15 protein-coding genes are annotated in these 22,601 nt (G+C 70.9%); 1 reads left to right on the top strand and 14 read right to left on the bottom strand.

Annotation, left to right across the window (positions count from 1 at the left end):
* Positions 1-10: 10 nt before the first annotated feature.
* A complete protein-coding gene (gene metC / locus J2739_RS17750) occupies positions 11-1,210 on the top strand; it encodes a cystathionine beta-lyase (RefSeq protein WP_309903964.1) in 1,200 nt (399 codons plus the stop codon).
* A 6-nt stretch (positions 1,211-1,216) separates the two neighbouring features.
* Here the strand turns inward: metC and J2739_RS17745 are convergent, their stop codons facing one another.
* The 14 genes from J2739_RS17745 to sctV all read right to left on the bottom strand — a co-directional run bounded on the left by J2739_RS17745 (position 1,217) and on the right by sctV (position 22,398).
* The gene (locus tag J2739_RS17745; RefSeq protein WP_309903962.1) at positions 1,217-9,994 is read right to left on the bottom strand and encodes a DUF4781 domain-containing protein; all 8,778 of its coding nucleotides are present in this window, start codon (positions 9,992-9,994) and stop codon (positions 1,217-1,219) included.
* Positions 9,995-10,341: 347 nt separating this feature from the next.
* The gene (locus J2739_RS17740) at positions 10,342-11,373 is read right to left on the bottom strand and encodes an EscU/YscU/HrcU family type III secretion system export apparatus switch protein (protein WP_309903960.1); all 1,032 of its coding nucleotides are present in this window, start codon (positions 11,371-11,373) and stop codon (positions 10,342-10,344) included.
* Positions 11,374-11,379: 6 nt separating this feature from the next.
* Positions 11,380-12,162, bottom strand: coding sequence for a type III secretion system export apparatus subunit SctT (sctT, locus tag J2739_RS17735; RefSeq protein ID WP_309903958.1), 783 nt, complete (start codon positions 12,160-12,162; stop codon positions 11,380-11,382).
* A gap of 2 nt (positions 12,163-12,164) precedes the next feature.
* On the bottom strand, positions 12,165-12,665 hold the full coding sequence (locus tag J2739_RS17730) for a serine kinase (RefSeq protein WP_309903957.1): 501 nt from the start codon (positions 12,663-12,665) through the stop codon (positions 12,165-12,167).
* Positions 12,662-14,005, bottom strand: a complete 1,344-nt coding sequence (locus J2739_RS17725; RefSeq protein WP_309903954.1) for a FliI/YscN family ATPase — start codon at positions 14,003-14,005, stop codon at positions 12,662-12,664. The genes J2739_RS17730 and J2739_RS17725 overlap by 4 nt, the downstream gene beginning before the upstream one ends.
* Before the next feature lie 58 nt (positions 14,006-14,063).
* Complete coding sequence (gene sctL / locus J2739_RS17720) at positions 14,064-14,702, bottom strand: type III secretion system stator protein SctL (protein ID WP_309903952.1); 639 nt, start codon at positions 14,700-14,702, stop codon at positions 14,064-14,066.
* Complete coding sequence (locus J2739_RS17715) at positions 14,684-15,376, bottom strand: SctK family type III secretion system sorting platform protein (protein ID WP_309903950.1); 693 nt, start codon at positions 15,374-15,376, stop codon at positions 14,684-14,686. The genes sctL and J2739_RS17715 overlap by 19 nt, the downstream gene beginning before the upstream one ends.
* Positions 15,377-15,394: 18 nt before the next feature.
* Positions 15,395-16,177 (bottom strand): type III secretion system inner membrane ring lipoprotein SctJ, encoded by a 783-nt coding sequence (gene sctJ, locus J2739_RS17710; RefSeq protein ID WP_309903948.1) that lies wholly within the window; start codon positions 16,175-16,177, stop codon positions 15,395-15,397.
* A gap of 8 nt (positions 16,178-16,185) precedes the next feature.
* The gene (locus J2739_RS17705) at positions 16,186-16,608 is read right to left on the bottom strand and encodes a hypothetical protein (RefSeq protein WP_309903946.1); all 423 of its coding nucleotides are present in this window, start codon (positions 16,606-16,608) and stop codon (positions 16,186-16,188) included.
* A gap of 70 nt (positions 16,609-16,678) precedes the next feature.
* Complete coding sequence (locus J2739_RS17700) at positions 16,679-16,885, bottom strand: hypothetical protein (RefSeq protein WP_068672726.1); 207 nt, start codon at positions 16,883-16,885, stop codon at positions 16,679-16,681.
* A 141-nt stretch (positions 16,886-17,026) separates the two neighbouring features.
* On the bottom strand, positions 17,027-18,175 hold the full coding sequence (locus J2739_RS17695; RefSeq protein ID WP_309903944.1) for an FHA domain-containing protein: 1,149 nt from the start codon (positions 18,173-18,175) through the stop codon (positions 17,027-17,029).
* A 5-nt stretch (positions 18,176-18,180) separates the two neighbouring features.
* Complete coding sequence (gene sctC / locus J2739_RS17690) at positions 18,181-20,016, bottom strand: type III secretion system outer membrane ring subunit SctC (protein ID WP_309903942.1); 1,836 nt, start codon at positions 20,014-20,016, stop codon at positions 18,181-18,183.
* A complete protein-coding gene (sctS, locus tag J2739_RS17685) occupies positions 20,013-20,279 on the bottom strand; it encodes a type III secretion system export apparatus subunit SctS (protein WP_086922159.1) in 267 nt (88 codons plus the stop codon). Before sctS ends, sctC begins: the two co-directional genes overlap by 4 nt.
* Positions 20,280-20,322: 43 nt before the next feature.
* Positions 20,323-22,398: a type III secretion system export apparatus subunit SctV gene (gene sctV, locus J2739_RS17680; protein ID WP_309903940.1), complete on the bottom strand. Its 2,076-nt coding sequence runs from the start codon at positions 22,396-22,398 to the stop codon at positions 20,323-20,325.
* Positions 22,399-22,601 lie beyond the last annotated feature (203 nt).

The following is a 22,601-nucleotide window of genomic DNA, read 5'->3' as shown; positions in this document are numbered from 1 at the left end:
GAATCGTTCCATGCCCATTCCCCACCCCGCCCCCGACGACCTTCAATGGCAGACCCGCCTGCTGCGCGCGGGACATGCGCCGGCCTTCGAGGGCGGCCACGCGGTCAACCCGCCGCTGGTGCGCGCCAGCACCGTGCTCTTCGACAACGTCGCCCAGCAGCGCGAGATGCGTGCGCGCCGCGGCGGCGAGCGCCTCTTCACCTACGGCGCGCGCGGCACGCCCACCACCTTTGCGCTCGAAGATGCGGTGAGCGAACTCGAAGGCGGCTACCGGACCCGGCTCTTCCCGACCGGCCTGGCCGCGATCGGCATGAGCCTGCTCGCCTACCTGAAGCCGGGCGACCACGTGCTGATGTCCGACAGCGTCTACGAGCCGGCGCGGCATCTCGCGCACAGCTTCCTCGCGCCCTACGGCATTCGCTGCACCTTCTTCAATGCCGACGGCAGCGATGCCGAGTCGCTCATGGAGCCGGCCACGCGGCTGGTCTATGCGGAGGCGCCGGGATCGCTGGTCTACGAGATGTGCGATCTCCCGCGCCTGGCCGAAATGGCGCACGCCCGCGGAGCCCTGCTCGCCGCCGACAACACCTGGGGATCGGGCTGCCAGTACCGCCCGCTGGCGCTCGGTGCGGACATCTCGATCATGGCCGCCACCAAGTACCTGTCGGGGCACGCCGACGTGATGATGGGGACCGTCTGCACCACGCAGGCGGCATGGCAGCCGCTGGCCGAGCGCAGCGACGCCTTCGGCATGACCGTGAGCCCCGACGATGCCTGGCTCGTGATGCGCGGCCTGCGCACGCTGTCGGCACGCCTGCAGATGCACGAGCGGCACGCGCTTCGCGTTGCCGGCTGGCTCCAGGCCAGGCCCGAGGTCGCCACCGTCTTCTGCCCCGCGCTGCCCGACGACCCGGGCCATGCGCTCTGGCTGCGCGATTGCAGCGGCACCAACGGGCTGCTGTCCTTCGAGCTGCGGCGCGAGTTCGACGTGCCGGCGGCGGAGCGCCTGATCGACGGCCTGTCGCTGTTCGGCCTCGGCGCTTCGTGGGGCGGATTCGAGAGTCTCGCCACCCTGGCCGACATGACGCGCGCGCGCAGCGTCACGGACTGGCGCGCACGCGGCCCGGTGATCCGGCTGCACATCGGCCTGGAATCGCCGGACGACCTGATGGACGACCTCGATCGCGCATTTGGGTCGCTTCGGTGCTGAGCCGATTCATGGCAGGCTGCCCACCCGGATGCGCGTGCCGTTGTTGAGCGTGTCCGGGTCATCCAGCCGCACCGGGTCCACATAGCCGTCCATCAGCGAGCGCCGGTACTGCGGATTGAGGTTGAAGAGCTGCGCCAGGGCCTCGTCGTAGCCCATGCCGTCGCGCTCGCCCTTGGCTTCGGCCATGCGGCTGAAGCTGGATCGCTCGCGCACCTGGCCGTCGACGATCCAGTACTCGGGGCGCTGCGGCTGCTGCGGATCGGGCTGCTGCGCCGGTGGGTTCGTCGGCTGCGATGGGCCCGGGTCCGGCGTGGCCGTGTTGCCGGGTGTGGGCGCGGGTGAAGGCGCGGGACTGGGCGATGCCGATGCGCTCGGCGATGGGCTCGTGCTGCTGCTCGGGGCCGGACTCGGCGTCGCCGGCCCCGTCGTCTGCCGCACGCCCGGCGTGATGCCCGCGGCCGCGGCCTTCTCTTTCTCGTGCACCGACCATTCCTCTGCCAGCACGCGCCCGCCGACCGCGACGCCCAGCAGCACCAGCGGCGGCCAGCCGCGGCGAATCCAGCCGTCGGAGATCTTCGTCGGCGTGACCTTGGCCTCGCCCAGCGGTGCATTCACGTAGTTGGTCCAGCGCGTGTGGTAGACCCGCGGGCCCATCTTGCGGTTGGAGGCGTACTCGTCGAGGTAGTCCTTCTGCGTGCCGCGGAAGATGCCCACGTCCGACAGCACCTTGAGGATCTGCGGCGCGGCCAGGTCCCACTGACCGGCCTTCGCGTAGATCAGGCCCTGCATCCCGTCGGCGATGGTCAGCGCGACGGTGCCGCTGGAGTCGCCCCAGGACGAGTACTGCGGCAGCCGCTGCACGAAAGAGGGCTTCACCATCGGCTTGCCGTCGGCATCGACCCCCGCATGCTTGACCGCGTCGGCATTGCCCAGGCCCTTGAGGAAGCGAATGAACCACGGGTTGCTGTCGGTCGCCTTGTAGACCGGCACCGGCTTGCCGTTCTTGCCCAGCGGCACCGCGGTCGGGTCTGGCGTGGTGCCCGCTGCAGGCGGGGTCTCGCCGCGCTCCTTGATGTCCAGGCCGCTGCGCGCCTTCTCGATGGTCGCGTAGCGGCCGGCCACGGTGGCGCCCAGGCCGGTGGCGTTGCCGATGGCGTAGTGCAGGCTGCCCTCGTTGCCGATCCACTGCCGCGCGCCATCGAGGGTGCTGATGTTCCAGGTCCACTGATGCGCGGCGCCGTCGAAGAAGGGATTGAGGTACAGCCGCGTGCCGGCCGAGTGGCTGAGGCCGAAGCTCAGCACCCGCGCGCCGAACAGCGCGCGGCCGAGCGGCGAATTCGGCGAGGTCAGTGCGCCCGGGCTGCCATCGAGCACATCCTGCGAGCGCTGATCCGCGGGATTGGCGCGCAGCGTCTCCGCCGCCATCGCGACGCTCTGGCGGTCGGCCTTCGGAATGCCGCGCACGGCGCCGCGCGCGCCGGTGGTGTGGCGCTGCACGGTGTCGAGCGGGATGCCCTCCAGCGTCTTGAGCGCAGCGTTGACATCGCCCTGCCGGCTGCTCAGCGTGTCGATGGCTTCGCGGTAGCGCGCGCGGTCGGCGCCGGGGACGTTGCGCAGCACGCGACCGCGCAACGCACCCGCGTGCTGCGTGCCGCGACCCACCTCGGGCGCGGTGAGCAGCAGCGCCTGGTCGTCGACCGTGGCCTTGCCGGCCTCGAGCCTCGAGAGCGCCTGCGCGTACTGCGTGCGCAAGGCCGGCGGCACCCGCTTGACCCAGCCGCGCTTGCCGATCAGCGGACGCGCGGCGCGCTCGGCCGCGCCGCGCTCCAGCGTCGCGAGCGCGGCGGCATCGGCCGGATCGCGCGCCAGCGTCTCCAAGGCGTGGCGGTAGTCGGCCCGGCCCTGGATACCGCGCCGCGCCGCATGCCAGCTGACCAGCTGCGACTTGAGCTGGAACAGCGCGGCCTGCTGCTTCTCGGGATCGGCGATGTTCGCGATCTGCGCGAAGGCGTTGTCGTCCTTGGGGTCGAGGTGCTTCTGCAGCCGGATCTTGGCAGTCTGGCGCGCCCCCGCGACGCCGCCGCGGTAGAGGAAGGCATCGAAGGCATAGCGCAGGAACACGTTGCGCGCGCCGATGTAGCTGCCGAGCCCGGCGCCGGCCATGCTCCAGCCCATCGAGCCGCCGCCCCAGCGCACGGTCGCGTAGAAGGCCGCGCCGGTGCCCACGATGTAGGCGGTGGATTTCGCGAAGAGCCTGGCCTTGTCGCGGCGGCCGTAGACCTTGTCGTTGGCCGGCATCGCGCTGTGCGGATCCACGAACTGCTCCCCCGGCTTCGGCGCATGGGCGGCATTGCGGTTGACGATGCTGATCGGGTTGACCGAGCCGTCGGGCTGCACGGCGACGATCCCGTCGACCTGGTCGTTGCGGAAGCTGCCGCTGGCCGCCACCTCCGCCATCGCGGTCTTCGGGCCGATCAGGCGCACCACGCCGGCCTGCGTGCTGCCGCTGGCCTGCGCATGGGCCGCGGCCGCCGCGCGGGCCCCCTCGAAGCTCGAGTAGACGTGCTGGCGGTCGAGCAGCGTGAAGCGCGCATCGGGCGCGCCCTGGTTGATGCCGCTGGCGTCCTTCGCGAGCACGTAGCGGCCGCCCACGAAATCCGGCGCGCCGATGAAGCTCGGCGCCTGGCCGCGCGCCCACTGCACGAAGCGGCGGCGCAGCGGGATGTCGCGCGCCGCATGGCCGTCGGGCGAGCCGGCCGAGGCGAGGTACCGGGTCTGCTCGATGTCGGCCTGCGTGGGCAAGGCGGTACTGGCTTCGAGCTCGGCCATCGTCGCGGGCCCGGCATAGGCCGGCCGCTTGTCGGTGAAGCTCGGGCTGCCTTCGAGCAGGAGGTCGATGTCCGGGCCGTTGTAGGCGAGGCCCGTCGACTGGCCCGACTGGTGCTGCGGCGTGCCATGGCTCGCCGCGGGCGCGGGTGCCGGGGCGGGCGCGGCAGGCGGTTTGGCTGCCACGGGAGCCGCTACAGGCGCAGCAGCCGTCTTGGCTGCAACCGGTGCGGGAGCGGCAGCCGGCGCCGCCGGCGAAGTCGCGGGTTGCTGCCACGCCGACGCGTGCGGGTTCGCCACCGCGTTCGGCTGCAGATGGCCGGCGGCGTCGACCTCCACCGCGCCCATGATTTCATCGGGCGCCGCGCGGCCCCGCTTGAACAGTGCGCCGGGACCGTCGCGCGGCGCGACGCGATGCACCCAGGCGCCGCCCATGCCTGCCGCCGCGGCGCTGGCCTCGGCGAAGCTGGCGTAGCTGTTGTTGCGCTTGGCCTTCACGCCGGCACCGCTGGCGACGGTGTCGTCCGGGCTCAGCTTCGACACCACGAAGCGCTCCGTCGAACCCGCGGCCGGCTCTTGGATCAGGCGCGCCAGCGCCTCGGCGCCGGAGGCCGGGGCGGCAGACCCCGCGGTGGATGCCGGCGCCCGTGCCCCCGAGGTCGGCGCATGGCCCGCGCCCGACGCGGTGCCCGCACCCTGCACCGGCCCTGGCGCCGCCTTTGCCGGCGGCACGGGCGGCTGACCCTGCCCGTGGCTGCCGCCGCCACCGGGGTTCTGCGCCTTGGCCTGCGCGCTGAGCTCCCGCACCGCCGCGATGCGGTGCGGCGAGCGCGTGAAGGGCGCGTTGGCCACCTGGTCCTCGCCGCCCGAGGCCAGGGCCAGCTGCTGCTGTTGCGGCTCGCGCGACACGCCGCGTGCCGATCCCGCGGCGGCGCCGGGCGCACCGGGCTCCGGCCCGTCGCCGGATGGACGCCGCAGCACCAGCGGGATCACCGGCGCGAGGTCCGCATCGGAGGGCGCCTCGGCTGCGACCGCAGGCGGGCCTTCGGGATGCAGCGGCGTGACGTTGTCGGGCACCGGCTCGGGGGCCGCGGCGGGCGCCACCGGCGTCTCGCGGAAGGGCAGCAGCGCCGCATCGCTGCCGCTGCCCGGCTGCCCGTCGTCGAAGGCGTCGGCGCCGCTGCCGCGCCGGCTGTCCAGGGCCACCACGTTCGAAGGCTCCGCCTCCGGCGCGCCGACCGTGCGGCCCGGCGTCGTGAAGCCGGCCTGAGTAGCCTCTTGCACCTGCGGCTTGATCGCGTCGTGCACGCGCAGGTAGCCCTTGGCGAACAGCGGCGAAGCGAAGCCGCTGGCGTTCATCGCCAGCATCGCGAACTGGCTGCCGCGCTCGCCGGGCGCGAGCTGATTCCAGTTGTCGTGCAGGTAGCGCGCGCCCTCCTCGAAGGCATAGGCGCTGCCCGCGTCCAGCGGGCCAACCTTCTTCAGCAGGCCCACCGGCAGCTTCGCGAAGGGACGCGCCATCGCCGAGGCCGGCTGGCCCCAGGCCTGCGCGCTTTGCGTGTAGCGCTGGAAGTCGGCGAAATGCTTGCCGGCCAGTGCCGCGTCGCCGCCCTCCTTGCCGGCTTCCTTGAGCGCGGCCTGCAGCGCGTTGCGCGCGCGCATGGCCTGCATCGTCGCGCGCGTGGAGGCACCGACCACCGGCACGGCGGCGATCGACAGCCCGAGGTTCAGCCAGTCGAGCCGCGCCTGCGTGCTGCTGAAGGGGTTGATGTCCTGCCCGTGGCTGCCCTGCTTGTAGAGGCTCTGGGCCGAGGTCACGGCGCCGTAGCCGGCGGCCAGCAGCGTCAGCGAGCCGGCGGCCAGCATCACGCCGGGCGCCGACAGCGTGCCGAAGGAGCCCACCGTGAGCACCACTCCCGCCACCAGGCCCACGCCGCCCACCACCCAGTCGATGTGCGAGGTGCGCCTGAAGGTCTCCCAGTCGGTCTCGGTGCGCGCGTCGCCGGCGTAGAGCTCGACGTTGCCCTTGTCGTCGAGCGTGAAGTTGCCGTCCTTCGGCATCGCGAGCTTCACGCCCTCCACCGGCAGGCTGTTGTTGGCGCGGTAGTCGTCCAGACTGTCGTAGGTCCAAGCCTGCTCGTCGACGAACTCGACCTCCTTGCCCTTGGGATCGTTCTTGTTCTCGACCTTGAAGATGGCGGTCTTGACGATGCCGCCCTTGTCGCTGTCCAGCGCGTAGACCACCGGCAGCACCGTCACCTTCGCATGCTCGCCGCCGTCCTTGATGATCTGGTCGACGATCTTGTCGCGCATTTCCTTCTGCGCCTTGGCCAGGCCGCCGTAGAGGTCCTGGGTGCGGCGCAGTCGCTCGTTGGTGGCGGTCGCATTCGGATCGAGCTCCGTGGTGGGCTGCCAGCCCAGCGCGTTGGCCACGGTGTTGGCGAGCTGGGTGCGGTTCTCCATCTCGACCGGATCGGCGCCGTACTGCACGAAATGGCTGTTGATGATGGACTGCGCCATGCGCGCCGGGTCCTTGTCGAACAGCTTGTAGAGCGCGCGCGGATCGTCGTGCTGCGCGGCACTCAGGTTCTCGGCGATGTACTCGGACTCGCGCGCAGCGGCCTCCTCGTTGGCGCCGGCGGCGAGCATGCGGTCCGCGAAACCGTTCTTCACCTGGGCGGCCTGCAGCGCCTTCGCGGTGTCGCTGCCGCTGTCGGACAGGCCCGGGTGCGTCTTCTTCCACTGGTCGTGCGCCTTCTCTGCCGCATCCAGCTCGCGCGCCGCCACCTCCTTGTCGTGCTGGTTGCGGGCGGTGTACCAGTCGTTGCGCGCGGTCTCGGCCTTCGCATGCATCTCGTCGGCGTATTCGCGCGGCGGCTTGGCGTAGCTCGCGTTGGGCCGGCCGGCGCGCTCGTTGGCTTCGTAGAGCTGGCGCGTGCGATTGGCCTCTTGCCACAGCATCACCGCATCCACCGCCTTCTGCTCGGCCAGCGCGATGCCGTGCTCGGCCTTGGCGTCGTCGCGCGCCTGCGTCAGCCGGGTCTTGTCGCCCTCGCCTGCATCGAGCGCGCGCTGGGCATCGGCGAGCTTGTCGCCGGCGTCCGTGACCTTCTGGTCGACCGACTTCTTGCGCGGGCCGAGGTCGTCGGCGAAGTTCAGCGTGGGCACCGGCTTGCCGTCGAGACCGATCACCGGCGGTGCATCCTTCGGCGGCGGTGCGTCGGCGGCCATCTGCTTGCGCTCGGCCAGCACCTGGTCGCGCGCCTCCTGCGCCGCGATCAGCCGCCCGCCGCCCACCTTCTTGTCGGTGTTGGTCGCGTTCCAGAGCTCGGCGGTGGCGGGGTTCATCTTGTACGTGCCCTTCTGGACCACGTAGTTGGTGAACATGTCGCTCTGGCGGCCGAGCACGTCGGAGTTCTTCTTGAAGGTGACCGTGTAGCCGCCGCCGCAGGGGTCGTAGCGAACCGCCACGTCCTCCGGCGAGAGGCCCTTGGGCAGGCCATCGGCCTTCACCCCGCCGTCCTTGCCGGGCACGATGTTCCAGGTGGGGTCGTAGTGGTCGGGGTAGATGTCGGTGGTGACGGTGTCGCCGTGGTTGCCGTTGTTGCGCGTCTCGGAGAAGGCGCTGAGCTGCGGCTTCAGGAAGGACGCGCTCGCGTACGCGTAGGGCGCGCCCAATCTGGCCTGCTCCGCGTGCTCGAGTTCGAGCCGGGTCTCGTAGTCGCGCACGTCCAGGTCGAGCTGGTCGTACTTGTTCTGCGCGGCGTCCCGCTCGGCTTGCGTGGCCTTGCTGCCGGGCGCGGTCAGGCGGGTGACCTCGTCCTTCTGGTCGTTCAGCGCCTTGCGCGCCGCCGGCAGCTTGTTGTCGGTGATGTCGGCCTCTTCCTTGGGCGTGAGGCTGGGCTGCGCCTCGTCGGCCTTGCGCTGCGCATCGCGCGCCTGGGTCTTGAGGTCCGCCAGGTGCTGGGCATCGACGGTCTTGCCGGCGGCCTGCTCGTACTGCGCCTCGCGCAGGTCCTGCATGGCCTTGAGCGCGTCGGCGTTCTTCTGCGCGCCGGCCTGGTTCTGCAGCGCCACGCCCATCTGTTCCGACGTGCTCGACGGCGCCTGCACACTCTGCGCGCCGGTCGGCGGCTTGGGATTGCCGAGCTTGGCCTGCGTCGCCGCCACGGTGTTGTTGGCGTCGCCGAGGCGCGTGCCGATGTTGCCGGCATCGTCGATGAAGCGCCCCGCATCGATGCCGGGCCCCTGCCCCTCGGTGCCGACCAGGTCGGTCTGGACTTCCTGCAGCTTCTTCGCCGCGCCATCGGCGCTCGCGTTGGCGGCATCGGCCTTCTGCTGCGCCTCCCACAGCCGTGCCGTGACCGGGTTCATCTCGGTCCTGCTCTCTTCGCCGTTGATGTCGAAGACGTAGTACCACTTGCCGTCGATCTCCTTGACCTGCTTGGCCATCTCGCTGCCGGGCTTGACCTCGAAGGTCCAGTCGTAGCCTTCGGGCAGCTCGGTGGTCTCGTAGTCGTCCTGCAGGAAGCCGCCGTGGTGCTTGACCTTGTAGGGCTGCGGCTGCTTCTCCTTCTCGGCGTCGTAGGCGGCCTGGGCGTCGCGCAGCTCGGCCGCGCTGTCGCTGCGCTCCAGCTCCGCCCTGGCGTCGTCGCGCACCGCATGCACGATGTCGCGCGCATCAATGGCCAGGTCCAGCGCGTCCTGCGCGGCCGCGATCTTCTTCGCGTCGCCGCCGGCCTTGGCCGCTTCGTAGGCCTTCGAGGCTTCGCTCACCTCGAGGTCGGCCACCTGCGCGTTGTAGTCGGCATTCACCGAGCCGACGAAGCTCTGTGTCTTGTTCGGGTCCTTGGGGTCGGGTGCGGTGCCGCCGTAGGTGCGCACCAGGCCGTCGAGCCGGTCGTTGGCCTCGTTGGAGAGCTTGCGCAGGCGCGTGGCCTCGGCCTTGGCGTTCTGCTGGGCGGTGATGAGGGTGTCGTTGGTGCCGGGGTCGGCGTTGAACTTGTCCGAATAAGCCTCGGCCTTGTCCGCCGCGGCATCGGCGTCCTTCGCGGCCTGGCGGCCGTCGGCCACCTGCTTCTCGCCGTCCTTCTGCACGGTGTACTGCTCGCTGCGCAGCTGGCGCATCGCGGGGCTCTCGGCCTTCACGGCATTCTTCGCCTCGTCGAGCGTCTCGTCGATGCTGGCGGGGTCGATGACGCCGCCCTTCTCCACCGTCTCGCGCAACTTCGCGGCCTGGGCGGCGATCGCCTTGTTCGGGTCTTCGCCCTGAGCCTGGGCCTGGACTGCCGCCTCGCGCATGTCCTGCGCGCCGGCAGCCTGCCATGCGTCGACCGCCTTGCGCAGTGCAGCCAGATCGTCCGCCTTGGGCTCCTCGCCGCGGGCCTGCGCGGCGAACACCGGCTTGGCGGCCTTCTCGGCCTTGTCGAGCAGCCCCTGGGTCTGCGGGTCGGCGCGCCGGTCGGCGGCGGGCGCCGCACCGGCCGGCGCATCGTAGAGGGCCAGGGTCTTCTTCGCGGCATCGACCTCGCCCTGCGCGGCGCGCGTGCCCTCCGAGGGATCGTTCTGCGGCCGGCGCTGGCGCACATCGTCGAGCTTAGCGTCGGCGAGCGTCTTCTCCTTGTCGCGCAGGTTGGCCGTTGCCTCTTTCTTGAGCGCGTCGGTCTCGTCCTTGTTGGACTGGCTGCGCAGCTTCTCGGCGTCGGCCTGCTCGTTCTTGTCCTTGCTCCTGGCCGCCTTCGCCTCCGCCGCCTCGGCCGCCTTGCGCGCCTCGTCGGCCTTCTTGCGCGCCTCTTCCGCGAGTCGCCGCGCTTCCTCGGCGCGGCGCCGGGCCTCCTCGGCCGCGCGGCGTGCCGCTTCTTCCGCTCGTCGCCGCGCTTCCTCGGCGGCGCGCAATGCGGCCGCGTTGTCAATCGCGGCCTGGCCTGAGAGCTGGGATGAGCCTGCGGGTGCAACCATGGTGTGTCTTGGTTTCGTTCAGTGTTTTGAAGGAAGGGCCCTTCCGGTGGCGAGCTGGGGCGGGGGCACCGGGCCTCCGAGGTGCACGCATCGCCCGCACACCCCCAAGCCCGGCATGCGGTGCGGGCTGGGCGATCCCCTCTGCGGCGCCGAGGAGCGCAGCCTTTCGCGGATCAGGGCTCGCGACTGTTTGAGCGAAGCGAGTTCGAGCGAGACCCCGCGAAAGGCGAGCACCGCAGGGAAGTCGCGAAGCGACCGCCGCAGTGGGGTCGCTCGGCCCGCACCGCATGCCGGGCGTGCATCCAGCGACGGAACTTCGTAAGAAGCGAACGGGCTGTCAGAGCACACTACTCAGCCCCTTGCGCCCATCGCAGCAGCTTCGCCACCGGCGCGAACAGCGATCGTGGAATGGCCTGGTCCACCGGCACCTCGGCATACAGGCGCTCCGCCAGCTGCGGCTCGAACTCCATCGGCACCAGCCCCTCACCCGCATGGCGCCGGATCTGCGCCGCGACATCGCCCTCGCCACGGGCGATCACCCGCGGCAGGTCCTTCTCGCCCAAATACTGCAGTGCCACCGCGACGCGCGCCGAATGGATCACCGCCGAGGCCATGCGCACCCGGTCGCCCAGGCTGGCGTACACCGCCTCGAAATGGGCCGAGCGGCGCCGCGACTGGTTGAGCGGATCGCCCTCGACCTCCTTGTGCTCCTGGCGCAGCTCCTCGATGGACATGCGCTGCTGCTTCATGAACTCGTAGTGCTCGTGCGCGTAGTCGACCATCGCCATCAGCGCATAGATCACCACCGCCCAGCCGAAGGCCACCAGCACCATGTGGGCCGCGGCACGCATGATGGTGCCGGGGAAGGCATAGCCCAGCTTCAGCGCGCTGTCGACGAAGCCGCGCACCACCAGGAACATCAGGGCGGCGAGCAGGATCGTCTTGACGCTCATCTTCAGCAGGTTGATGAGGTTGCGTGTCGAGAAGATGCGCTTGGCGCCCTCGGCCGGATTCATGCGGTTGACGTCCGGCTTGATGCGCTCCCACGCCGCCACCCCGCCCACCTGGAACAGCGAACCCGCGATGCCCGCCACGGCGGCGATCGCCATGATGGGCAGCGTGCCCCACAGCAACGCCTCGCCGGTATGCAGCAGCAGCTCGGCAAAGCGGTCGTCGGGCCGCGTCAGCAGCGCGGCGCTGGTGGCATGCAGCCACAGCTCGCGCAAGAGGCTGTAGAGCGTCTCGCCGCCCAGCCACACCGAGACCAGCACCACCGCGAACACCGTGGTGGAGGCGACGTCGGCGCTGAACACCACCTCGCCCCGCTTGCGCGCATCGCGCAGGCGCTTGGGCGTGGGCTTCTGGTCCTTCTCGGCCATCGCGCGCTACAAGGTGGCCCTCAGGAAGTCGAGGACCCCGTTCTCCGGCCGCAGGAATTCCTGCAGCGACTCGTACACGAAGAACACGAAGAGCAGCATCATCAGATGCGCCAGCAGGCTCTTGAGCGGCTGCGAGAACACGAACACGTTGAGCTGCGGCGCCACGCGGCTGATCAGGCCCATGCCCAGCTCGACCAGCAGCAGCACGAAGATCACCGGCGAGGCGAGCTTCACGATCCACAGGAACAGCGTGTCGCCCTGCCGGATCGCGAACTGCTCCAGCACCGCGCCCACGTTGGGGAAGAAGGAGCCCACCGGCCACAGCCGGTACGAGTCGACGATCACCCCCAGCATCGCCAGCAGCCCGCCGGCCGCGACGAAGAGCGTGATCACCAGCCAGCCCAGGAACTCGCCGGTCGGCCCGTTCTCGTGGCCCGCCACCGGGTCGAAGAAGGAGGCATTGGCCGAGCCGGTCTGGAAGTCGATCAGGTCGCCCACGCTCTGGATCGCCCAGATGAAGATGCCGAAGCCCAGGCCCAGCAGCAGGCCGATCAGCGCCTCCTTGCCCGCGATCAGCACCCAGGTGCCGATGCCCACCGACGGCATCGCGCCCGCCGCCGGCGACATGAAGATCGCCAGCATCAGCAGCAGGCCGTTGCGCACGATGCCGGTCAGCATGCCGCCCGAGAGAAAGGGCACGACGGCGAAGATCGCGAACAGGCGCGGCAGCGTGAGGACCACGGACGAGAAGAACTTCTCGATGTTGGCGAGTTCGAGGGCGCTTTCCATCGCTACAGCGCCCTGTTCGCCGCCCATTGCTGCGAGGCGGCTTCCTCGGTCGCCTCGTCCTGCCGCGACGCCTGCAGCGCGCGCTGCTCGGCGCGGGCACGCTGCTGCATCTGCCGCGCCTTCTCCAGCTCGCCGCTGGCCGCGCGCAGCGCCTGCCGGCTGCGGGCCAGCACCTCTTCGCGCTGCGCATGGAACGCGCCCGCCTGCGCGGCCTGCTGCTGCGCCTGCGCGATGCGCGCATCGAGCGCGCCGCTCCAGGCGCCGGCGTGGCGCAGCTGCGCCACGTTGCATTGGCCGCCGGCCAGCGCGCCGGCCGTGGCCTGCCAGTGCGCGGCCTTGCTCTGCACTTGCTGCTCGCACCACGCTTCGGCCTGCCGCAGCTGCGCATGGCTTTGCCCGGCCGCCTCGCGGTCGCGCGCCACCACGCCCAGGGCCGCCGTCTTCTGGCGCTCGCGCACGTCGATCAGCAGCTTCCAGTCGATGCCGTTGGCGTTGCCGCTCATGAGCCGGTCTCCTCCTGGAAGCGCTGCAATGCAGCCAGGCAGGCCTCGTAGTCCTGGTGCGCATCGGGCGGCTGCGAAAGAAAATTCAGCATCGCCGGCCGCGCCCGGATGGCCGCGTCGGCCAGCGCGTCGCTGCCCGGCTTGTACTCGCCGATCTGCACCAGCAGCTCCATCTCCTGGTACTTGGCCAGCAGGCCGCGGAAATGCGCCGAGGCCTCGCGGTGCTCGCGCGAACTCACCAGCGGCATCACGCGGCTGATGCTGGCCAGCACGTCGATGGCCGGGTAGCGGTTGGCGGCCGCGAGCTTGCGCGACAGCACGATGTGGCCGTCGAGGATGGAGCGCACCTCCTCGGCGATCGGGTCGTTCTCCTCGTCGCCCTCGGTCAGCACCGAGTACACGGCGGTGATGGAGCCGGTGCGGCCCTGCCCCGCGCGCTCCAGCAGCTGCGGCAGCATCGAGAAGATCGAGGGCGGGTAGCTGCGCCGCGTCGGCGGCTCGCCGCTGGCCAGCCCGATCTCGCGCTGGGCGCGCGCGAAACGCGTGAGCGAATCGACCAGCAGCAGCACCTTCCTGCCCTGGTCGCGGAAGTGCTCGGCGATGGTGGTGGCCACGTAGGCCGACTTGATGCGCTCCATCGGCGGACGGTCGGAGGTCGAGACCACCATCACCGTTTTCGCCAGGCCCTCGGCACCCAGGCTGTGGGCGATGAACTCCTGCACCTCCCGCCCGCGCTCGCCGATCAGCGCGATCACGTTGACGTCGGCACTGGAGCCGCGCGCCAGCATGCCGAGCAAGGTGCTCTTGCCCACGCCGGGCGGCGAGAACACGCCGATGCGCTGCCCTTCGCCCAGGGTCAGCAGCGCATCGACGGCGCGAATGCCGGTGGGCAGCGGCGCCTCGATCATGCGGCGCTCCAGCGGGCTCACGGGCTCGCGATGCACCGGCAGCTGTGCGCGCGCCGCGAGCGGCCCGCGCCCGTCGATGGGCTGCCCCAGCGCATCGAGCACGCGGCCCAGCAGCGCATCGCCCACCGGGCAGGTATGGCCGCGGCCGGTGGGCAGCACCTCGGTCAGCGCCGAGATGCCGGTGATGGGGCCGAGCGGGGTGAGGATGGCGGTGTTGCCGCGAAAGCCCACCACCTCGGCCAGCAGCGGCGGCTCGCCCGGCGTGACCAGCTCGCACAGCTCGCCGACGTGGGCCTGGATGCCCGAGGCGTCGATCAGCATGCCCACGGCCTTGCTCACGCGCCCGCGCATCGCGACCGGCGTGATCCGGCCGAAGGCCTGCTCGAGGTCGGCGACGATGTCCAGGGCGCTGGCGGCCGGGCCTCGGCTCATCGGGAATCACCTTCGCCTTCGGCTGAGGCGCGAGCGCCTTCGGGCGACCGGGCGGCGCTCACGATGCAGCCCCCGCCGCGGGCAGCAGCCCGCCGCGCTCCACCGCGCGGCGGAAGGCCTCGAGCTGGGCCTCGACGCCGATCTCCAGCACGCCGGAGGCGGTCTGCACGACGCAGGCGCCCGGCGCCAGCGTGGGGTCGGCCGCCAGGCTCACGCTCATGGTCCATTGCGCCTCGTGGCGCAGCCGGGCGAGCACCTCGCGCAAGGTCGCTTCCTGCGCCGGTGCGACGCGCACGGTGACGAAGGGTTCGCTGCGGATCAGCGCGTCGACGCGCAGCAGCGCGGCCTCGAACAGCGCGGCCGGATCGGCACCGGCGATGAACTGCCCCACCGCCTTGACCACGATCTGCGCCAATGACGTGCGCAGCGCCTGCACCTGGCGCTCGGCGGCCAGCGCTTCGGACACGAGCTGCGTCGCGTACTCGGCCTTGGCCTGCTGCAGGCCTTGCGCGTAGCCCTGGCTGCGGCTGGCCTGCGCCTCCTGCTGCGCCTGCTGCGAGATGCGCCGCGCCTCGCGCCGCGCGGTGTCGACCACGGCCGAGGCATCGAGCAGGGCCGCGTACTCGTGTTCCTTGAGCACCTTGCGCTCGCTCAGGAGCTGCAGGTTCTCGGTGGTGATCAGAAAAGCCAGTCCCATTGCGGCAGTCTTTCGGGAACGATGCAGGAGAGCATCAGCTCGTGCAGTTGGCGGGCCTGGCGCGGCTCGAACTGCGGCAGCTGAAGCGAAGACAGGCGCCGCGGCAGCTTGTGCTGCAGGCGGCGCAGCACCGCCTCGCCCTCGGGCGCGAAGGCGCCCAGCAGCAGGCGATGGCCGCGCTCGAGCACGATGCGGCCGGCCGCGATGGGGCGCTGCTCCAGGGCCGAGTGGTTCATCCGCAGCTCGCTGAGCGCAGGCACGCGCTCGAGCACGAAGTCCACCGCGTCGTCGTCGAGGCGGCAGGCCTGGCGGCGGATCTCCCGGCCCGCCCCGCCACGCACGCGGAACAGCGGCAGGTGGGCGCAGAAGCCGAGGTAGGCGGCGAGCCGGCGCAAGGCGCGTGCGTCGAGCAGCGCCAGGCGCTTGAGCCGCGAATCGAAGTTGAAGTCGGCAGCGCACGGCGTCGCCCGGTCGCGCCGCAGCAGATCGGCCAGCGCCGCGCGGCCGCCCTCCCCCAGCCGCGCCGGCACGCGGTGGCGCGCTGGCCAGTGTGCGGGCAGCCAGCTGGGGTGCAGGTCGTGCTCGGGATGCAGGTTGAAGCGCATCACCAGGCGCACCAGGTCCATCGGGCCGGGCGCGGGCGGCGGCGCAGTGGATTCGATGGCGGCATGCATGTACGTCGGGGGCGCCCCTCAGCGCCTGAAGACCTGCCTGCGCGACCAGCTGCTCCAGTCGAGGCCCTGGCGGCGCAGCAGGCCCGGCAGCACCATCAGGCAGACCGCCGCGGCCAGCAGCAGGCCCAGCAGCAGCATCGCGGTCTGCGTGGAGAACAGGCCCAGCACCAGCGGCTGTGCGGCCGCATGGGCCGCCGGCGTGGCCACGGACCGGCGGGCCTCGAAGAGCGAGAGCGAGACCTGGTCGTGCGTCAGCCCTTCGATGCTGTGCGCCACCATGTCCTTCACCGCCGGCGCCAGCAGGCGCAGGTCGACGTCGGGCCGGTGCTTGATGAAGACCGCCGCCGACGAGGGCCGGATCTTCTCCGACAGCGGATCGTTGGCAGGGATCACCACGTGCACGCGCGCCGCCACCACGCCATCGACATTGCGCAGGGTCTGCGACAGCTCCTGCGAGACGGCATAGATGTAGCGCATGCGCTCCTCGGAGGGCGTGGACACCAGGCCCTGCTTCTGGAACACCTCGCCCATGGTGGTGTAGCGCTCGGCCGGCAGGCCCTGCGTGCGCAGCACGTCGAGCGCCTGGCCGAGGCGGCCCTGCTCGACCTCGACCTGCCAGTTGACGCCTTCGAGCTTGCTCTTGGCGGCGTCGATGCCCTCGCCCGAGAGGGCGGCGACGATCTCGTTGGCCTCCTGCTCGTTGAGGTTGGAGTACAGCGGCACCTTGCAGCCGGCCAGCGCGAAGAGCAGCAGCAAGGCGCCCAGCCAGCGAGTGCGGGTGAAGAGGACGGCGCGGTTCACGGGCCGCCTCATTGCTGGTTCTTCAGCAGCGTGCCGAACAGGCTGGTCGCGGCGCTGGCCAGGCCGGTGGAGATGTGCATCTTGGCGAACATCATGTGCGCCTCCATCGCATGGTCGGTCATCACGAACATGGTCTTGATCGGGTCCGACAGGTCGATGGATTCGAGCATGCTGTGGCGCATCTCCTCGTAGGAGCGCACGTTGCCCGAGAACTGCGCGGCCAGCGACCTGGCCGCATCGCCGATGGCGCTGGGGCCGGCCAGGGCGGGCGGCGGCGCCTGCACGCCCTGCATCATGTTGGCGAACATGCGGGTGTCGCCCGGATCGAAGCGCGGGTTGCCCGCGCCCTGCTGTAGCTGCTGCGCCGCGCCGGGCCCGGCGACTTCGGGCGGCGGCGCGCTCGCGGCGGCCGACGCGATGGGATCGGTCATGGTTCAGCTCCTGCGATGAAAAAAGGAAATGCCTGCACGAGGCCCTGCGGCCCCGTGCAGGCCCGTGCCATCAGGACGACTTCGCCGACTGGCGGATGTCGTTGCCGGTGGACTTGGCCACTTCGCCGCCGGCAGCGCTGGCACCGTTCACCGTGTGCGCGGTGGAGGCCGCACCCTGGATGCTGGTCGATGCCGCCATGCTGGCGGACATGAGGCGCGCGTTGTCGGCCGCGGCCTGGTTCATCTGCTGGATCGAGTTGTCGACAGAGCCTGCCATTTCATTTCTCCTGGTTGATGAGGGTCACTGGGGTTGAAAGCCCCGTCCGGGTAGGACGAGGCCATTCCACGCGGCGCGCAGGGTCGCTGTCGCCGCATGAAATCGGGGCGCGGGCGTGGCATGGCTTCGTGCGCGCATGCGTCACCTCGCAGGTTTTCCGTTGTTGGGCACGCCGCCGCTGAGGACCAGCCCGTCGGCGTCGATGCGCTTGAGCTCGGCGCCGGAACGCAGCACCGAGCCCTCGTAGTAGCGGTTGCCGTTGGACAGCTGGATGTGCCGCAGCCCGTTGCCGTCCTCGGTGATGCTGACCATGCGCGCGGGCAGCACGCTCTGCCAGCCTTCCCACTGCGCGCGCAGGTCGGCGTCCTTGTTGTCGGGCTGCGCCTTCTCGCGGTACTGCACCTTGTCGGAGACCAGCACGGAAGGATGCAGGTCCTCGCTCAGGCGCCGGATCTTCTGGCGCACCGAGGCGTCCTCGACCGTGCCGCTCAGCACCAGCCGGCCCTGTCCCGCGTAGGTGACGGCCACGCCGGGGTCGCCCACGTAGCGCCGCGCCTGCTCGACCATGTCCTCGGCCGAATGCACGTTGACGGCGACCTTGCTGCCGAAGGGCGCGACCGCGCGCTGCAGCGTCTCGCGGCGCTGCTTCGATTCGACGTAGCCCTTGACGCTGAACTGCCCGCCGGGCACGGCAACCACCTCGACTTCGGGAAATGGCGCGAGCGCCTTCTCCACCTCCGCCAGGTTCACGCGGCCCTGGCCCGCCGCCGAGGCGCCGCCCTCGCCGCCCACCCACAGGGCCGCCAACCCGAGCACGGCCAGCAGCGCCACGACGCCGCCGGCCCAGTAGCCCACGCGCGGCCCGCGCCCCCGCGGCGCCAGCGCGGCCGCCTGCGCAGCCGCTGCGGCATCGGGCGCGGCGGCGAACATGCGGTCCTCCTGCACGGCGGCCGGGTAGCTGCGGTCCAGCTGAAAGTCGATCTGCCCCACGCTCACGATGTCGCCGGCCACCACGCTGCGCCGCGGCTGCTGCATCTCCTCGCCGTTCAGCCGGGCCGAGGCCGTGCCCAGGCGCTGCATGGAGACGACCAGCTCGCCGACGGTGAAGACGAGGTGGCGCGGCAGCACGTCGCCGCCCGGGAGCATCACCTCGCACTCGCCGCCCGAGCCGAGCACATTCATGCCCGGCTTCAGCGCGATGGTGCGGCCCTTGACCGCGCCGCTCAGGAAGCGCAGGCACCAGCCGGCGTTGGGGGCCGGCGCGGGATCGAAGGCGGGGTCTTCGCGCATCGCAGTCAGGCTCCGGGCGCCACCGCGGGCGCCACCGACACGGGCGTCGCCCTGGGTGCCGGCGTGGGCGCCGGCGTCGAGAGAGGGCCGAGCGGCAGCACCGGCGCCGAGGCGGCGGAGCCCGGCACCACCAGGCGCGGGGTCAGCAGGTAGAAGCGCTCCATGTTGACCTGCTTCTTGTCGCTGTACTTGAAGAGGTTGCCGACGCCCGGGATGTCCTTGAGCACGGGCACGCCGGTGGTCGCGTTGGAGCGCTCCTCCGACGAGTAGCCGGCGATCAGCAGGCTCGCGCCCTCGTCCACCAGCGCCTGGGTGTTGACGGTGCGTCGGCGCACGATCGGGATGCGGTCGACGGCCTGCTGGCTGAGGTCGCCGTCGACGATGTCGATGGACATCATCACGCCGCGGCCGCTCTTCTCTTCGATGATCAGCGGCGTCACGCGCACCGCGGTGCCGGCGGTGATGCTGAACAGCCCGGCGTCCTGGAAACCGTCGACGCGCACGTAGAACTCGCTCAGGTTCTCGAGCACGGCCTCCGTGTTGTCCAGCGTCATCACCTTGGGCCGTGCGACGAAGTTGGCGTCGCCGTTGGTGGCCAGCGCGGTCACGCGGGCCAGCAGGTAGTTGCGCGCGCTGTTGCCGATGGCGGCGGTGAGCATGCCGCCGAGCGGCGTGGTGACCTGGCCCAGGCTGTTGGTGCCGCCGACCTGGCCGGACTCGGTGGTGGCGCCGTCCCAGCTCAACGGCCCGCGGTCACCGCGACCGGTCTGGAAGTCGCCGTGGCGGCCGTGCAGGCGCCAGTCGATCCCCAGGCTGCTGAGCGTGTCGGAGCTGATGTCCATGATCGTCACTTCGATCTCGATCAGCCGCGGCCGCACGTCCATGGATTCGATGAGGCGCTGGTACTGGCCCATGCGCTCGGGCGTGTCGCGCACCAGGACCGCGTTCATGCGGGTGTCGGCCTGGAACTGGGGCAGCTCGTTGCCGAAAGCGACCGGCATGCCCGCGCCCGCGGCGTCGCCGCCCACCGGCCCCATGCCCGGCATCTCGATCTTGGGCGCGTTGATCGACTCGCCGCTGCGCAGCTTGATTTGGCGGTTGGGACCGACCGAGAACGGCGCGCTCGGCCCGCGGCCGCTGCTGCTGCCCGGGGCATTGCCGTTGCGGCCGTACAGGCTGCGCAGCACGTTGGCCACGCCGGGGATGACGGTCTCCTTGCCCGAGCGGTTGATCCTGAAGTCGGCGGCCCAGGCGTACTTGAGCGGGAACAGCCGGATCTCGGCGCCGTCGGCCAGCGCGCTGCGCTGGTCGGCGAGCTTGACGGCCTGGCGCACCATCTCGACGTAGCGCTTCGGGCCCGTCACGTGCACGCTGGCATCGCTCTCGCTGATCGACAGCGGGTAGCGTTCGTCCGAAATTCGCAGCCGCACCAGCGTCTCGGCGATGCGGCTGGCGTTCTCGGGGGCGATCGGCAGCACGTCGCTGCGCGAGTCGGCCGCCAGGTCGATGTAGAGGAAGGCCCCGTCGTAATACCAGGTCAGCCCGTTGACCGCGCACACGCTGTTGAGGATGTGCTGCGCTGGCCCCGAGAACTTGCCGCTGATCACGCCGGCCACCTTGGGGTCGATCACCGCCGTGATGTTCTGGGAGGAGGCGAGCTCGCGCAGGAAGTCGGGCAGCGGCTTCTCGTTGGCGATGATTTGGAAGGGCCGCTGGTTCCAGCGCAGCTCCGCCGCCGCAGCGGGCTGCGCCGCGGCGAGCAGCAGCGCGGCCAGGCCCAGCAGCAGCCAGGCTTGCTGCGCGGCCCTGCGAATCGGCACGGCGACCATGGCCCAGCTCACGGCAATGAAGTGAGCGTGTGGAAGGCACGCTCGGCGAAGCGCATCACGTCGCGGCCCAGCCAGCCGGCGGTGGCGATGATGGCGACCATCACCGCGATCAGGCGGATCGACTGGCCGATGCTCTGGTCCTGCACCTGCGTGACCGCCTGCAGCACGGCCACCACCAGTGCCGTGACCGTGGCCACCACCACCACCGGCAGCGAGATCCAGAGCACGAGCAGCAGGCCTTCGCGGGTGATGTCCAGGATGTTCTGCGGGGTCATGGGGCTGGTGGGTTCGCTCGGTGCGCAGGGGGCGGTTCATCGATCAATGGGCTTGCGGATTGGTGACCCAGCCCACCGGCTGCAGGGCCACGTCTTCGTCGACTTCCTGGTAGGACAGCACAGGAAGCGTCGGCGCGACCGGCTCGATCAGGGTCTTGACGTAGCGGCGCACGTCGGAGGACGCGATGGCCACCACGCGGTTGGCGCTCGAGCCGAGGATGCGGCGCACCTGCTCGCGGATGTCCTGCGTCACGGCGGGGCTCAGCAGCAGCAGGTTGCCGCGCGGCGAGCGCTCGACCGCGTTCTGCACGCGCTCGAGCAGGCTGGATTCGAAAAGGATGGCCTCGAGCTGGCGCCCCGGGCCCACGTAGCGGCTGGTGATGTAGCGGCCCAGGTGGATGCGCACCAGCTCGGTCAGCGCGATCGAGTCCTGCTCCTTGGGCGCCCAGATCGCCAGGCATTCGAAGATGGCGTGCAGGTTGCGGATCGGGATGCCCTCCTGCAGCAGGCGTCGCAGCACCTCGGCGATGCGCTGCGGCGAGGCCACGCGCGCGACCTCGGCCGCGAGCTCGGGCGCATCGCGCTGCACGGAATGCAGCAGGTTCTGCACTTCCTGCAGGCCGATCAGCTCGCGCACGTTGCGGCGCACCGCGTGGTCGACGTGCAGGCCCACCACCTCCTCCGCCTCCCACGTCCGCAAGCCGGGCTGCGTGCCCTGCACCCACACCACGCGCGCGAAGGGGCCGAAGGGCTCGGCCACCTGCGCGCCGGCCGGCGGCGTGGCGGCCTCGGCCGGATCGAGCAACTGCCAGCCCGGCCTGAGCAGGCCCTCGGACACCACCACGTCGTGCACCAGCACCTGGTAGCCGTGCTCGGGCAGGCCGGCCGCGTGGGCCAGTTGCAGGCGTGGGAACACCGGACCCAGGTCGGACTCGACGGCGGTCTTGACGCCGGCGAGCTGCTGGTCCAGCGCATGGCGGTCGACCGCGCCGCGCAGCGTGTCCGACAGCCGCACGGCCAGGGGCGAGGCGATCGCATGGGCGTTCTCGCCCTCCTCCTCGGCCACGCCTTCGCGATGCGAGATCCAGCCCGGCGTGCGCCCCCGCTCGCGCAGACTGCGCATCGCCAGGCCCAGGCCGATGATCACCGCGGCCAGCAGGCCGAACACCCACTTGGGAAAGCCGGGGACCACCAGGAAGCTGGCCACTGCGAGGCCGGCGATGACGAGCGCGCGCGGATGCGCCATCAGCTGCTCGCCGATCTGGCTGGCGAGCTGCGCGTCGCGCCGCTCGCCGCTGCCCACGCGGGTGATCACGATGCCGGCCGCGATCGAGACCAGCAGCGAGGGGATCTGCGAGACCATGCCGTCGCCCACCGTCAGGATGGCGTAGCGCTGCAGCGCGCCGGAAAGGCTCATCTCGTGCATCAGCGTGCCGATGGCGATGCCCGCCAGGATGTTGACCAGCGCGATCACGATGCTCGCGATGGCATCGCCCTTGACGAACTTCATCGCGCCGTCCATGGCGCCGTGCAGCTGGCATTCCTGCTCCAGCAGCTGGCGCCGCTTCTGCGCCTGCGCCGAGGAGAGCACGCCGGCGCGCACGTCGGCGTCGATGCTCATCTGCTTGCCCGGCATCGCGTCCAGCGCGAAGCGCGCCGCCACCTCGGCCACGCGCTCCGAGCCCTTGGCGATCACGATGAACTGCACGATGGCGATGATCAGGAAGACCACGCCGCCGACCACCACGTTGTTGCCGACGATCAGCTTGCCGAAGGTGTCGATGATGTGGCCGGCATTGGCCTGAAGCAGGATCAGCTTGGTGGAAGCGATGTTGAGCGCCAGCCGGAACAGCGTGGTGAAGAGCAGCAGCGACGGAAAGGTCGAGAGCGACAGCGCCGAGGGCACGTACATCGCCACGATCAGCAGCACCAGGCTGATCGCCAGGTTGCACGCGATCAGCAGGTCCAGCAGCGGCGTCGGCAGCGGCAGCACGAACAGCGCCACCACCACCACCAGCAGGCCCGCGAGCAGCAGGTCGTTGTAGCGGCCAGCGCTCGCGAACAGGTCGCGCAGGCTGCCGCGGTACGGCTGCGGCAAGGATCGGGCGGGGCTCGCCATGGTTGTTGGTGTGTGCGTTCTGGCCTTGCGATCCGGCGCGACGCGCCGGCCTCGAACGTGAAAAAGATCACGTCGCGGCGGACTCTAAGTGGCACCCTCTGTTTACGGCAACCACGAGTTCTCGTAGGAATCCGCGGCCGTGTCGCGTGGATGGAACTACGCATTTGCGTACTACCTGCGCCCGGTCGCTTTCGCTAAGCTGC

The organism is Variovorax soli (genome assembly GCF_031454625.1).
Taxonomy (GTDB): domain Bacteria; phylum Pseudomonadota; class Gammaproteobacteria; order Burkholderiales; family Burkholderiaceae_C; genus Variovorax; species Variovorax soli_A.
This window is presented reverse-complemented; position numbering and strand designations above follow the sequence as displayed.

Coding starts and splice junctions, on each gene's coding strand:
- metC (WP_309903964.1), top strand. CDS start 11: ATGCCCATTCCCCACCCCGCCCCCGACGACCTTCAATGGCAGACCCGC.
- J2739_RS17745 (WP_309903962.1), bottom strand. CDS start 9,994: ATGGTTGCACCCGCAGGCTCATCCCAGCTCTCAGGCCAGGCCGCGATT.
- J2739_RS17740 (WP_309903960.1), bottom strand. CDS start 11,373: ATGGCCGAGAAGGACCAGAAGCCCACGCCCAAGCGCCTGCGCGATGCG.
- sctT (WP_309903958.1), bottom strand. CDS start 12,162: ATGGAAAGCGCCCTCGAACTCGCCAACATCGAGAAGTTCTTCTCGTCC.
- J2739_RS17730 (WP_309903957.1), bottom strand. CDS start 12,665: ATGAGCGGCAACGCCAACGGCATCGACTGGAAGCTGCTGATCGACGTG.
- J2739_RS17725 (WP_309903954.1), bottom strand. CDS start 14,005: ATGAGCCGAGGCCCGGCCGCCAGCGCCCTGGACATCGTCGCCGACCTC.
- sctL (WP_309903952.1), bottom strand. CDS start 14,702: ATGGGACTGGCTTTTCTGATCACCACCGAGAACCTGCAGCTCCTGAGC.
- J2739_RS17715 (WP_309903950.1), bottom strand. CDS start 15,376: ATGCATGCCGCCATCGAATCCACTGCGCCGCCGCCCGCGCCCGGCCCG.
- J2739_RS17705 (WP_309903946.1), bottom strand. CDS start 16,608: ATGACCGATCCCATCGCGTCGGCCGCCGCGAGCGCGCCGCCGCCCGAA.
- J2739_RS17700 (WP_068672726.1), bottom strand. CDS start 16,885: ATGGCAGGCTCTGTCGACAACTCGATCCAGCAGATGAACCAGGCCGCG.
- J2739_RS17695 (WP_309903944.1), bottom strand. CDS start 18,175: ATGCGCGAAGACCCCGCCTTCGATCCCGCGCCGGCCCCCAACGCCGGC.
- sctS (WP_086922159.1), bottom strand. CDS start 20,279: ATGACCCCGCAGAACATCCTGGACATCACCCGCGAAGGCCTGCTGCTC.
- sctV (WP_309903940.1), bottom strand. CDS start 22,398: ATGGCGAGCCCCGCCCGATCCTTGCCGCAGCCGTACCGCGGCAGCCTG.